The following is a 13421-nucleotide window of genomic DNA, read 5'->3' on the forward strand; positions in this document are numbered from 1 at the left end:
TTCCATCGAGGTGCCGTTCATGTCCCGCACGCTTCACACCCTTCTGCGACCGAGCCTGCTGGCTATCGCCGTCGCCATTGCCGCGCCGCTGCTCAGTGCGCCGCTGATGGCCGCTTCCCAGGCTTCCAGCGTCCGCATCTACGATCTGCCGGCCGCGCCGTTGTCGATGACGCTGACGCAGATTGCCAGTCAAGCGGGCCTGGCCCTGTCGCTGGATCCGGCATTGGCAGCAGGCCGCACGTCGGCGCCGGTTCAGGGGCAGTTCGACGCTTCTGGCGCGATGGGCCAGGCACTGCGCGGCACCGGCTTGCAATTGAACCTGACGACAGCGGGGACCTACACCCTGGTGGCTGCACCTGAAGGGGCGATGGCACTGCCGGCCACCAGCATTCAAGGCAGTCGGGAAAGCTTCGAAAGCGCGTGGGGCCCGGCGCAGGGATACGCCGCGAGTCGCACCGCAGCCGGCACCAAAACCGATACCGCGCTGGTTGAAGCGCCGCGCTCGATATCGGTCGCGACCCGGCAGCAGATGCAGGATCGGGGCGTGCAAAATCTTGATGATGCTGTGAAGTACATGCCAGGGATCGTTTCCAGCAGTTTCGGCAGTGACACTCGCGCCGACTGGCTACGCGTGCGCGGTTTCGAGCCGACTCAATTCCTCGACGGTCTGCCCATAGCAAAAGGTGTGTACGCCAACCCGAAACTCGATACCTGGAATCTGGATCGCGTTGCTCTGTTAAGGGGCCCGGCGTCATCGGTATACGGCCAGACCCCACCGGGCGGCCTGCTGGATATGGTTAGCCGCCGCCCCCAAGCCGAAGCCAGCCATGAGGTAGAGGTTCAGTACGGCAGTGACAACCATCGCCAGATCGACTTCGCTACCACGGGCAAAATTGACGATGAGGGTCAGTTTCTCTACAGCTTAAGCGGTGTAGTCCGAGACAGCGGAACCCAGATCGATCACATCGACAACAAGCGCTATAACATCGCTCCCAGCCTTACATGGAACATCGACCCGGACACAAAGCTGACATTCCTCACCCAGTTCACGCGTGACGATACGGGCATCACCAGCCAGTTCCGTCCGATTCAGGGTACGAAGATCAGCATGCCGTTCGGCGATATTTCCCACCATAAGAACTTGGGAGATCCTGACTGGGAGTACTACGACCGAACGTTTTACGCGCTAGGTTATGCATTCGAGCATCGCTTCAATGACACATGGCAGTTTCGCCAAAATCTGCGCTACACAAAATCAGATCTGTCGTTCCAGTCCATCACCCCGGGCTCCTATCCATTTACCCAAGTTGATGACCAAGGCAATCTGGGATCACGTACTACCACCAGTACGGATGAGGACATTTCCCAGTTCGCCGTGGACAACAACTTGCAAGGTGATTTCTCCACCGGAGACGTTGCTCACACCTTGCTGATTGGCCTGGATCAGCAGCGTAGCAATACCAACTACACCTCAATCTTTGGAAGTGCACCGGGCATCAATGTAAATAACCCTGTGTATGGATTACCGATCACTCGCCCGCCTCGTTCCTCTGCGTTCTACGACTATGACCAGAAAACCGTTCAGACGGGCATCTATGTTCAAGACCAGATGGCTCTCGATCAATGGAGGCTCACGCTCGGTGGACGTGAAGACTGGGTTCACACGGGCACGAAGTTTTTCAATAAAGATGATGCGACCAACACCGAGCGTGACAAGGCGTTCAGCGGAAACGCGGCAATCAGTTATGTATTCGATGCCGGTTTTGTGCCTTACCTGTCCTATGCCGAGTCCTTTCAACCCACCAGCAACGCCACCGCTTCGCCCACTGAGTCGTTCAAGCCTACGGAAGGGAAGCAATGGGAGCTGGGTATCAAGTACCAGCCTCCGGGCAGCAGCACTCTGCTTAGCGCAGCGATATACGATCTGACGCAAAAGAACGTCGCGGTTACTACTACCAACAGTAGTGGGGTCTCGATTACCAGTCAGACGGGCGAGGTTAAGGTGAGAGGCCTAGAGCTAGAGGCCGTCTCCGACCTTACCGACAATCTGAAACTGATTGCCGCCTACACGCTAGCCAAATCCGATGTGCAAAAAGGTGACTTCAAGGGAAACCGCCTTCAATTGATGCCTAACCAACAAGCCTCGCTATGGACGGACTACACCTGGCATGAGGGCGTGCTGGACGGTTTCGGTATCGGCGGTGGAGTGCGGTACACCGGTAATACCTATGGTGATCAGGGCAACACCTGGCTCGGCAAAGCAGACGCCTACACTGTCTTTGATGCCACCGTTCATTACGACCTTGGCCGAGTAGTCAACACACTCAAGGGCACGACCGTTGCTGTCAAAGCCACCAACCTTTTTGACAAAGATTACATCTCAACCTGTGACAGCTTCTATTGCTACTACGGAGACCAACGAAGCGTGGTTGCCAGCGTGAATTACAAATGGTAATGCTTTAAACTCTCATTACCCGAAACAAGGGCCGCTCCTCCACAGCGGCCTTTTTTGCTTTCGCTTACTCCGGATTTCCACATGAAGAGCCAAACCATCCGCCGCTGGTCGTTCATCCACACGTGGACCAGCCTGATCTGCACGGCATTCCTGCTGATGTTGGCGATCACTGGCTTGCCGCTGATCTTCAGTCATGAAATCGCCCATCTGACAGGCGATGCACCGGAATTCAAGGAAATGCCCGCCGGCACCCCGCATCTGGACCTCGAGCAACTGGTCCGCTCAGCCGAAGCCCACCGCCCCGGCGATGTGATGCAGTATTTCGGCTGGGACGACGATGACCCCAACGGCGTCTACGCCATCATGGGCAAGACCGCCGGCGGCGACCCGAACGAATCCCACAGCTTCATGCTCGACGCGCGCACCGGAGAAGCGATGGAAACGCCGAACGCCAACGGCGGTTTCATGATGATCATGCTGCGCCTGCACGTGGACATGTACGCGGGGCTGCCGGGCAAGCTGTTGCTGGCATTCATGGGACTGCTGTTTGTCATGGCGATCGTGTCCGGCGTCGTGTTGTACGCGCCCTTCATGCGCCGACTGGATTTCGCCACGGTGCGGCCGAATAAATCCACGCGGGTACGCTGGCTTGATCTGCACAACCTGATCGGCGTCGTCACGCTGACCTGGGCCATGGTCGTCGGTCTGACCGGCGTGCTCAACGCTTGCGCAGATCTAGTGATTGCGCAATGGCGCACCGACGCGCTGATGACCATGATCGCGCCGTACAAGGACGCTCCGCCTCTGGCCGAACGCGCACCGGCAACCCGGTTGATCGACATCTCCAAAGCCACCGTCCCCGGCGCTGAGCCGAGCTTCATTGCGTTTCCCGGCTCGCGTTTTTCCAGCGAGCATCACTACGCCGTGTTCATGAAAGGCGACACGCACCTGACGTCTCACCTGCTCACTCCCGTGCTGGTCGACGCGCAGGACCTGCACGTGACCGCAACACTGGGACGCCCGTGGTACATGGACGCTCTGCTGCTGTCGCAACCGCTGCACTTCGGTGACTACGGCGGCATGCCCATGAAAATCCTCTGGGCCGCGCTGGACGTACTGACCATCATCGTCCTCGGCAGTGGCTTGTACCTGTGGTGGGTCCGTCGTCGCGCTGCCGTCGCCGTTGCGAAAGCGGTCGCCGTAGAGGCGGAAGTCGCATGACCCGACACAAAAAGCATTCGGCGTTCTGGAAGACCTTCGGCACGCCCGGCTGGATCGCCCTGCTGACCGCAGTCGGCCTGTTCGCCGCGCTGCTCGGCGACGGTGCGTGGGATGTACTCGCCTGGGTGGGCATGGCCATTCCGACCTGGTACAGCTGCAAAGGACTGATGGCGCGCAAGCGGGTTTGATTCACCGAAGCCCCGCTTCTACATGATTGACATCGAATCGTACCCAATGAACCGGTTTGCCTTGACGATGGCAGGCGCGCGCGCATCCGCAGTAAAGCATCGCTTCCTGCCTGGCATCCCTTAGTTATAAGCCGAACAAGTCTGTAAGAAGCTTCCCTCAAAACAACAGTAAGCGTCCTGCACGCTCCGACACCCACGCGGGCCTCCCCTGCGAGTCACCCTCCCGATAATCGATATTCCGCCCTGGCAGGGCATCCACAATATCCATCGGGAAGACCCACCATGGCGCTCGACGCATTTTTGAAGATTGACGGCATTCCTGGCGAAGCACTGGATGAGCAGTGCAAAGACTGGATTGAAATCACCGGGTATTCGTTCGGCACCTACCAGTCCGCGTCCGTTACAGCCAGCACGGCAGGCGGCGCAACTTCAGGGCGTACCACGCTCAGCAACCTGACGCTGACCAAGATGCTCGACAAGTAGAGCTGCAAACTGATGGCAGCCAACTGCGCCGGAGAGCACTTCAAGGAAGTGAAGCTTTCCGTCCACCGTGCAGGGGGCGACAAAATGAAGTTCTACGAAATCATTCTCGAAGAAGTGATCATTGCCGAATACAACCAACTGGCCAACGACGGCATTCCCACCGAACTCATCCAGCTCAACTACGGCCGTATCCGATCGACCTACACCCTGCAAAAAAGAAACGACGGGAGCGCGGCCGGCAGCGTAACGGGCGGATGGGACAGGATCGGCAATAAGCAATATTGCTGAGCGAGGGACATGTCATGGACTTCGAACGTACCCAACATGTCGGCCATTACGGTGTCGTGTTTACGCTTATTCACTTCACCGTGCAGCCGGACGATGCCGCATCGTTGAGAACGATCAACCTACCGGAAATAACCAAGGGCCATTTTGAGGTTATCCGGTTGATTGAGGAAACCTACGAGCGAATGCTTGCACAGGGGCGGCCTTGCCGGATGGTGCTTGCGGTGTCACAACCAGTGAGCCGGAACTCAGCAGACATGCTTAATGATCAGAGGGCTACGATAGGAACCCTGGTTGGCTCCATCGGAGGAAAACTTGCGTCACCGTTAGGGAGCATCGCGGAAAAGATCGCTGGAACAACATCCGCCTCGGCGACCAAAAACAGATTGCCGACCTTTCATTCAGGAGACGTCATCGTCAGTATTGATGCCCAAGTGTCAGGTGGCATCGGTCCTCAACGCTCGTCAGCATCCTTGATCCTGAAAGTAAACGGCGGCCGATGATGGGAACAGGTCTGTCCCTGGCAATTATGGTTTTTGTATTCTGGGGTATACGTCGAATCACCGTACCAAGGCTCTATCAATTCTTGACTGGCTTGGCGCTGATAGTCTTCTACTTCAAGTACGTCATCTCATGGATTGTTGCCGTGGAAGAAGTACGAAATGCTTACTTCCTGGATTACGAAACACTGTTATTTGGCATTTTCTATCTCGGAGTAGACCTAGTGATCTACAGCTGGTGGCGTGACGAAGAGCCAAAGTAGCGAACCGCATTCCTCACCAGCCAACTGGCTTGTCCCACGCTCCTCCTGGCGCGGGGCAAGCACTTTCCGCCATTCTCGTCATCATACGACTTGTTGGTATTCTTCCCCTCAGCGCCACATACCGCCCACAAGCCTAATCCTCCCAAAATCGCCCCAAAATCGCTCACTCTGCGGCCCCGAGCCAATCCCTACCGTGACAAGGCCGTTACATTAAGAAATATAATGAGCCCTTAGCGGTATTTCAATTGACAAGAAATCGTGCATTTGACTAAATCCAGTCGTACGACGACGTATAACGATCGCCGCCAAATAAAAACAATACCCAGAGTGGACTCGATGAAAATCAAAGGCATCCGTTGGTGGATGGTCGCGCTGATAACCGGCGGCCTGATCGTCAACTATCTCGCGCGCAACACCCTCTCCGTCGCCGCTCCCACCATGATGAGCGAGCTGAACATTTCCACCGAACAGTACTCGCACGTCGTCATCGCGTGGCAGATGGGCTATGCCTTCATGCAGCCCGTTGCCGGCTATGTGATCGACGCCATCGGCACGAAGATCGGCTTTGCAGTGTTTGCCATCGCCTGGTCTGTGGCGTGCGCATCGGCGGCCATGGCCACCGGTTGGCAGAGTCTGGCGTTCCTGCGCAGCTTGCTGGGCATTACTGAAGCGGCGGGATTTCCTGCAGCGATCAAAGCGACCACTGAGTGGTTTCCGGCCAAAGAGCGCTCGGTCGCCATCGGCTGGTTCAACATCGGTTCGTCGATCGGCGCGTTGCTGGCCCCTCCCCTGGTGGTCTGGGCGATTCTGCACAGCGGCTGGCAGATCGCGTTCATCATCGTCGGCGGCTTGGGCCTGCTGTGGAGCGCGGGCTGGATGTTCTTGTACAAGCACCCGCGCAATCAGCGTTTGCTGGGTGACGAGGAGCGCGATTACATTCTTGCCGGTCAGGAATCCCACCTGAAGGACGCGCCGACCAAGCACGCCAGCTGGAAGAAGATCGTCGGCACCCGTAATTTCTATGCGATCGCTTCGGCACGCATGCTGTCGGAGCCGGCCTGGCAGACGTTCAACGCCTGGATTCCGCTTTACCTGATGACCGAACGCCACATGAACATCAAGGAAATCGCGATGTTTGCCTGGCTGCCGTTTCTCGCCGCCGACATCGGCTGCGTGTTGGGCGGTTACCTGAGCCCGTTTTTCTACAAGCACTTCAACGTGTCGCTGCTGACGTCGCGCAAGATGGTGATGGTGTTGGGCTCGCTGTGCATGATCGGCCCTGGCTGCATCGGTCTGGTGGACAGCCCTTATGTCGCCATCGCGCTGCTGTGCGCCGGCGGCTTTGCGCACCAGACGCTGTCGGGCGCCTTATACGCAATCACGTCGGACTCCTTCGGCAAGAACGAAGTGGGCACCGCAACGGGCCTCGGTGGCATGTTCGGGTTTCTGGGCGCGGCGCTGTTCACGCTGGTGCTCGGGATCATGGTCACCAAAGTCGGCTACAGCCCATTGTTTGTGGCGCTGGCGGCTTTCGATCTCATCGCCGCCACCATCATCTGGTTTGTTGCCAAGCCGCTGTTGACCGGCACACCTTCGGCGCAATCCGGAAGTGCATCGGCTGACTCGGCAGATGGGGTCCCGACGGTCTGACATTCAGGTCCGGGCCGTCGTAAATCGGCCCGGCAACCCATGGGGATATTGCGCAGCGTCCTTGCCCTCACTAGTCTGGAGGGCCAGGCCGATCAGAGGAATGTCCATGTCTGCGCCCAGCATGACGCTGTATTACAACGCCGCTTCGCCCTTCGCGCGCAAGGTGATGATCTTGCTTCATGAAACCGGACAGTCAAACCGGGTGAGTCTGAAAGCAGTAGCGCTTACCCCTGTCAGCCCCGACGTTGAAGTCTGTCGCGACAATCCGTGCGGAAAAATTCCGGCGCTGTGTCTGGCCGACGACAACGTGATCCATGACAGCCGGGTGATTCTCGAATACCTGGATCAACAGCACGTCGGCAACCCTCTCATTCCCAAAGAAGGCTCGGCGCGCTGGCGGCGGTTGACGCTTGCGTCGCTGGCCGATGCCCTTATGGACGCTGCGCTGCTCATCCGTTACGAGACCTTCCTGCGGCCCGAGGAAAAACACTGGTCGGAATGGCTCGACGCCCAGCAGGAAAAAATCGCTCGCACGCTGGCCTACTTCGAAGCCGAAGCCGTCACTGAATTGAGTACGCACTTCGACGTCGCGTCGATCAGCGTGGCCTGTGCGCTGGGCTATCTGGATTTTCGCCAGCCGAATCTGGGCTGGCGCAGCAGCTACCCGCGACTGGCGAACTGGTATTACGAAGTCAGTCAGCGGCCATCGATGCTGGAGACTCAGCCGCCTGCCTGATTGCTTTCAAATCACAGATATCAACGAAGTCGGATTCATTCGCGCGCCGCGGATCAATCCGCCTCGATGAGGGCTGCGCTGTCGGACCGCGAGGGAATCGGCCTTCGTCAGTCCGCAGCCAGTTCGCTATCTCCACTGCAAGCCCGTGCCCGATCTGCTGGTCTTCACGCAGTCCCACCCGACTACTCATGACTCACCTCGACCACCAACCCGGCAGGTTTTGCGGGACGTTGCGCGAGGGCATACCAGTCCAGTTTGCGCGTCAGCACCATGAACACGCCGAGGACACCGAACAGCAGCAACGCCCCCATCAGCAAGGCGTAGTCTTCGGCACCGAGCAGGCCGTAAAGCAATGCATACAGGATTCCCAGCGCCACGCCGAAAGCCAGTCCGTGACGAACGCTGCCAAGCACATGGCAGACGTAGAACCCGATCAGCGCCACACAGGCACTGGCCGACACCAGGTACGCGAGCGTGAAGCCCAGGTGTTCGGACAGCGACAACAACAGCAGATAGAACAACGCCAGCGACGCACCGACCAGAGCGTATTGCACCGGGTGGACCGCCAGCCCTTTGAGTACTTCGAACAGCAGGAAGCCCGCGAACGTGAGCGTGATGAAGAGCAGCGCATATTTGATCGAGCGATCGCTCTTGAGGTACTGGTCGACTGGCGATATGAAGCTCACGCCGAAACTGCGACCGGCGAACTCGGAACACACTTCGCTGGATGAACAGCGGTTGAGAATTTCCTGCAGATTGGTTGCGAAGAAAGAAGTCTGCCAATTGGCGGTGAAGCCTTGCTCGGAAACGTCGCGACTGGCGGGCAGGTAGTTGCCGATGAAGCTGGGATGCGGCCAGTCAGCCGACACCCGTACAACACTCGATTTGCCCACCGGGGTGATCTGCAACTTTCCAGTGCCCTGCAGACGAAGATCGAACGCGAAATTCAGGCGCTTCTGCTCGACGCCCGTTTCCAGCGGCAGCACGACGCTGACGCCCTCCCCCAACAGCGCCACGTCGGTACCTGGAACGAAGTCCAGTTGCTCGCCATTGAGATCGAGCTTCAGCGCACTTTCGATACCACGAACATCTGTAATGCCGACAGCCAGAAAAGGGGCATCGAACCGGTAGTCGTCGAAATCATTGCCCAGGCCAAAGTGCTCGGGCAGCACAAACTGGCCGCTTAGCGTGTTATCGGCGTGATAAAGGCGAGCCTCGTAAATGCCGCGCGAACGCACTTCGGTCTGGACCTTGCCGTCCAGTTCAAAGCGCTCGGGAAGGAAATACAAGCGGCCCTTTTCCTCAACCGTTTCCTGATATCGCTCACGAGACTCCGCATTGAGCTTCCAGATCCGGGTCAACTTGCGATACGGCACGATCAATAGCGGCCCGCTGATGTGCTGGCTGTAGCTGGAGCTGCGCGCGATGTCTTCGACCACTTCGTCGCGCCTGCTCTGTCGATCCTGGATGAGGCCATTGATCATCATCAACGGGATCATCAGCGCCAGTATCAACAGACCGATCATTCCCACCTTGTAAAACGACATGCCCTTGTTCATCGAATTCTCCCGGTTTTAATGGGGAGATTCTGAAAAGTCTGTGTGGAGCCATCGTGGGGGAAGTGTGGAGATTGTGTGGAGTGTTTCGGGCGATGAAACCCTTGCCCCTCCAGATCTACAACGTTAACGGGCCGGCTTGTTTTATCGCAGCGATACGCGCAGCTGCAACACCACCATCACCCCGCCTGCAACATTCCGTATCTGCATTTCCCCACCATGCAACTGCATCACTTCTTCAACGAAGTTGAGCCCAAGACCAGTGCTCTTGCGGCCACTGTCGGGCCGGGGCAGGGAATAGAAGCGCTCACTCAGGCGAGGCAGCGCGTACTCGGGAATGGGGTCGGCGCTGTTGAAAAACAGCACCTTCACGCGCTCGCTGTCCCGCTCGGCGCTGAAGCGCAACGTGCCTCCGTCTGGCGTGAAGTCCAGCGCGTTGTAGAGCAAATTGGAGAACGCTTGGCGCAACAGAAAGCGCTCCCCGGTCACAAACAGCTCAGCCGTAATCAGCCGTTCGACGATCAAACCCTTGCGCTCGATGCGCGCGGCCTGCGCCGCCAGCGTGTCCTCGATGAGCCCGGCAAGTGGCACCAGGACGCGCTCTTCCAGTCCTTGGCGCTGTTCGACCATGGCCAGATTCAGCAGCCGTTCGATCAACTGCTGGACGCGCGCGCTTTCGTTATCGATGTTGCTGACGAAGCGCTGCCGCTGATCGGCGGGCATGTCGCCCTGCAACAGCTCGGCAGCACCGCGAATCGCGGCGAGCGGGCTCTTCAATTCATGGGTCAGGGTGTGCACATAGCGCTCGACGTAGTCCTTGCCTTCCAGCTGTGTGCGCATGTGCTCGACGGCTGCAGACAACTGCGCCAGCTCACCGCCTCGATAACGGGGCAGCTCGACGCGGCGCCCTTCGCTCACGGCCTGGGCGTATTCGGTCAATCGACGCAGCGCACTGCTCACCCACCACGACAGCAACGCAGCGAACATCAATCCCAGGACGATCAGCCCCGCGCCGTAATACAGCAGACGCCGCTCTGTCCGGTCCACGTAAGGCTGCAGCGAGCTATTGGGTTTGGCCACGGTCACGACACCAATGATGCGGTCACCGTCGCGAATCGGCGCGCCAACGTGCATGACCGATGAGTTAGGGTCCTGAGGATCGCTGCGGGTTGAGCGCGCGCCATATTGGCCACGCAAGGTAAGAAAAACATCATTCCAGCGTGAATAATCCTGCCCCACGGCCTCGCCACTGGAGTCGAGCAAAACAATGCCGTGGGCGTCGGTCACATACACGCGGTTATTGACCTGATTCTTTGGCATGCCCCAGATCTTCGCGTCCGGCTGTCGCAACCCATAGGCCGTGAGCACTTGCGGAAAGCGGCTCTGGCTCAAGGTGCCCGCTCTAACGTCGGCCTGCAGCACCTCGGCAAGAAGGTTCGCGGTGTCCACCAACGTTTCTTCAGTGGATTGCCGAACGCCAGGGCGCACCTCTTTCATCACCGTGTTGAGGACGAAATACCCCGTCAGGCCAATGAACAGCGCATAGACCAGAAAAATCCGCAGGCCCAGCCGCATCAGCTGTGATCCGGGCTGTAGCTGTAGCCGAGACCGCGATGGGTCTGAATCGGCTCGGCCTCGGCCACGATCGCCCGCAACTTGGCGCGGACGCTTTTGATATGGCTGTCGATGCTGCGCTCGTAGCCGGCATCGCTGGCAACGCCGACCGCATCGAGTAACTGCTCTCGGCTAAACACCCGTCGGGGTTGCTCCAGCAGGCAGTGCAGAAGGCGAAACTCGTGTCGCGTCAGGCTCATGGGCTGGCCGCGATAGCTGATCAGCACGCGCTCGGGATCAACTGAAAAATGACCGCTGGAGGAGGTTGCGTCGACTCGAGGCGCGATTCGTTTGAGGATCGCCTTGACCCGTGCAGTGACTTCACGCGGGCTGAACGGCTTGACGACGTAGTCATCCGCGCCTATTTCCAGTCCCACCACGCGATCGATCTCACCATCACGGGCGCTCAGAAACATCACCGGCACTTCGGTAAACCGACGCAGTTGTTTGCAGGCTTCGAAGCCGCTGATATCGGGCAGGCCGATGTCGAGGATGATCAGGTCGGCGGGCGTCTCGCGTTGCAGGGCGACCGCCGCCTGTCCCAGCGTTAGCCAGGCGGTGGTGAAACCCTCGCCCTGCAGGGCATAGATGAGGGTATCGGCAATGGCGGCTTCGTCTTCGACAATGAGAATGTGGGGCATGGCATCCGAGCACGTGGCGTAAAGCCGGAACGGTGCCGGATATCAGTCCCGCGCGTCAATCAGCACTCAGGCTTGTCGGCCGTATAACGACGGGCCGGGTTAACCGCCGCGCCGAATTCGCGCAGGGCTTTCGCGCCGATCAGCAGGGGGTAGTTGAAGTGACTGCGGTCGACGAGGTTGACCTCAACGGTGCGTTTCACGTTGCCCAGGCACAGCTCAAGATCGACAACCGGGCGCTTGGTGGGATCGGCCGGCTCTTCGTCATCGTCGCCTTCGGAACGGCCTTTGATCCGGCTGATGCGCGACACCTTGTGCTCGTAGACTTTGCTGTCGGCGTCCTTGGTCGCCAGACGGAAACGCACCCAGTCATCGCCATCGCGCTTGAACAGTTCGATGTCCTTGGCCGACAGCGATGCGGTCAACGCGCCGGTGTCCATCTTGGCTTTGAATGTCTCGCCGATCTCCGAGACCTGAATGTATTCGTAACGACCGTACAACGTCGGTTCGGCAGCCATGACAGGCAACGCCAGCAAAGACATAAGCGCCAGAAGGGATTTCACGGATCTGATTCCTCGTGATGAATGGGCGGGGCGTGTGCCCGGTTTAGACCGTCACTCTGCCGATGGTTCGCGGCAGGCTTCGCGCTCAGGGCCAAGCGAGCCAAGCATAGGGAGCCTACTGACAAAGGCGTGAAACATTCGTCGGTATCGCCAGGATTTTGCGCCAACCGCCCGGCCTGCTTATCATTGCGCGCCACCCTGTCGACCGCGAGTGCCTTATGCGTCACCTGCTCACCGGAATTGCCGTCACGCTGCTGCTTCTGCTCAATACGCTGGTGCTGATCGGCCCACTGATGGTCTTTGCGCTGCTCAAGTTGGTGTTCCAGAGCGAGATGCGCGACAACTGCTCGGCGGCAGTGATGTGGATCGCCGAGACCTGGTGTGAAATCAACAAGCTGATTTTCAAAATTTGCCTGCCGACCCGATGGGAAATCCGCGGCGACGAAGGCCTGCGTGGCGATACGTCCTATCTGGTCATCGGTAACCATCAGTCGTGGGTAGACATCCCGGCGCTGGTGCAGGCGTTGAACCGACGTACGCCCTTCTTCAAGTTCTTCCTGAAGAAAGAGCTGATCTGGGTGCCGTTCCTGGGGCTGGCGTGGTGGGCACTCGATTACCCGTTCATGAAGCGCTACACCAAGGCGTTTCTGGCCAGACATCCCGAGCTCAAAGGCAAGGATCTGGAGATCACCCGCGAGGCATGCGAGCTATTCAAACGTCAGCCTGTGACCGTGGTGAATTATCTGGAAGGCACACGCTTCACCCCGGCCAAAAAAGCCGAGCAAGCTTCACCCTACCGTTACTTGCTCAAGCCCAAGGCAGGCGGCGTCGCCTTCGTGCTGGCGGCGATGGGTGAGCAACTGGACGCGGTGCTCGATGTGACGGTCGTGTATCCGAGCGAGCGCATCCCGGGATTTTGGGACTTGCTATCAGGACGAGTGCCGCGGGTGATCGTCGACATCAGGACCCGCGAACTCGACCCCGCGCTGTGGCAGGGCGATTACGAAAATGACCCGGTGTTCCGCGTGTATGTGCAGGACTGGGTCAACCGGCTGTGGGAAGAGAAGGATGCACGGATCGCCGGGTTGCGGGATAACCCGGCAGACGCATGCCCCTTGTAGGAGCGGGGGGGGGGGGGGGGGGGGGGGGGGGGGGGGGTGGGGGGGGGGGGGGGGGGCGGGGGGGGGGGGGGGGGGGGCGGGGGGGGGGGGGGGGGGGGGGGGGGGGGGGGGGGGGGGGGGGGGGGGGGGGGGGGGGGGGGGGGGGGGG

Annotated in this window: 11 protein-coding genes and 1 pseudogene; 8 read left to right on the forward strand and 4 right to left on the reverse strand. The window is 59.1% G+C overall.

Annotated features, from left to right (window positions below):
* Positions 1-19: 19 nt before the first annotated feature.
* From ACYAR8_RS06440 to ACYAR8_RS06470, 7 genes and pseudogenes are all read left to right on the forward strand, one after another.
* Positions 20-2455, forward strand: coding sequence for a TonB-dependent siderophore receptor (locus ACYAR8_RS06440; RefSeq protein ID WP_463579406.1), 2436 nt, complete (start codon positions 20-22; stop codon positions 2453-2455).
* 81 nt (positions 2456-2536) lie between these two features.
* Positions 2537-3676, forward strand: a complete 1140-nt coding sequence (locus ACYAR8_RS06445; RefSeq protein WP_463579407.1) for a PepSY-associated TM helix domain-containing protein — start codon at positions 2537-2539, stop codon at positions 3674-3676.
* The gene (locus ACYAR8_RS06450; protein ID WP_074886829.1) at positions 3673-3864 is read left to right on the forward strand and encodes a hypothetical protein; all 192 of its coding nucleotides are present in this window, start codon (positions 3673-3675) and stop codon (positions 3862-3864) included. The genes ACYAR8_RS06445 and ACYAR8_RS06450 overlap by 4 nt, the downstream gene beginning before the upstream one ends.
* A 282-nt stretch (positions 3865-4146) precedes the next feature.
* Positions 4147-4635, forward strand: a pseudogene (locus ACYAR8_RS06455) (Hcp family type VI secretion system effector).
* A 14-nt stretch (positions 4636-4649) separates the two neighbouring features.
* Entirely contained in the window at positions 4650-5135 is a 486-nt protein-coding gene (locus ACYAR8_RS06460; RefSeq protein ID WP_463579408.1) for a hypothetical protein, read from the forward strand.
* A 596-nt stretch (positions 5136-5731) separates the two neighbouring features.
* A complete protein-coding gene (locus tag ACYAR8_RS06465; RefSeq protein ID WP_074886818.1) occupies positions 5732-7045 on the forward strand; it encodes an MFS transporter in 1314 nt (437 codons plus the stop codon).
* A gap of 106 nt (positions 7046-7151) precedes the next feature.
* A complete protein-coding gene (locus tag ACYAR8_RS06470; RefSeq protein WP_463579409.1) occupies positions 7152-7781 on the forward strand; it encodes a glutathione S-transferase family protein in 630 nt (209 codons plus the stop codon).
* 182 nt (positions 7782-7963) lie between these two features.
* On the opposite strand, the gene creD is transcribed toward ACYAR8_RS06470, so the two are convergent.
* The 4 genes from creD to rloA2 all read right to left on the reverse strand — a co-directional run bounded on the left by creD (position 7964) and on the right by rloA2 (position 12152).
* Complete coding sequence (gene creD / locus ACYAR8_RS06475; RefSeq protein WP_463579410.1) at positions 7964-9340, reverse strand: cell envelope integrity protein CreD; 1377 nt, start codon at positions 9338-9340, stop codon at positions 7964-7966.
* Positions 9341-9481: 141 nt separating this feature from the next.
* Positions 9482-10912 (reverse strand): two-component system sensor histidine kinase CreC, encoded by a 1431-nt coding sequence (creC, locus tag ACYAR8_RS06480; RefSeq protein WP_463579411.1) that lies wholly within the window; start codon positions 10910-10912, stop codon positions 9482-9484.
* Positions 10912-11592: a two-component system response regulator CreB gene (gene creB, locus ACYAR8_RS06485; RefSeq protein WP_074886806.1), complete on the reverse strand. Its 681-nt coding sequence runs from the start codon at positions 11590-11592 to the stop codon at positions 10912-10914. The genes creC and creB overlap by 1 nt, the downstream gene beginning before the upstream one ends.
* Positions 11593-11651: 59 nt before the next feature.
* Entirely contained in the window at positions 11652-12152 is a 501-nt protein-coding gene (gene rloA2 / locus ACYAR8_RS06490) for a retropepsin-like aspartic peptidase RloA2 (protein WP_065991278.1), read from the reverse strand.
* A 218-nt stretch (positions 12153-12370) separates the two neighbouring features.
* Here rloA2 and ACYAR8_RS06495 point away from each other — a divergent pair, with 218 nt between their 5' ends.
* Positions 12371-13273 (forward strand): acyltransferase, encoded by a 903-nt coding sequence (locus ACYAR8_RS06495; protein WP_463579412.1) that lies wholly within the window; start codon positions 12371-12373, stop codon positions 13271-13273.
* Positions 13274-13421: the final 148 nt, after the last annotated feature.

This window comes from Pseudomonas sp. HP_01, assembly GCF_055284355.1.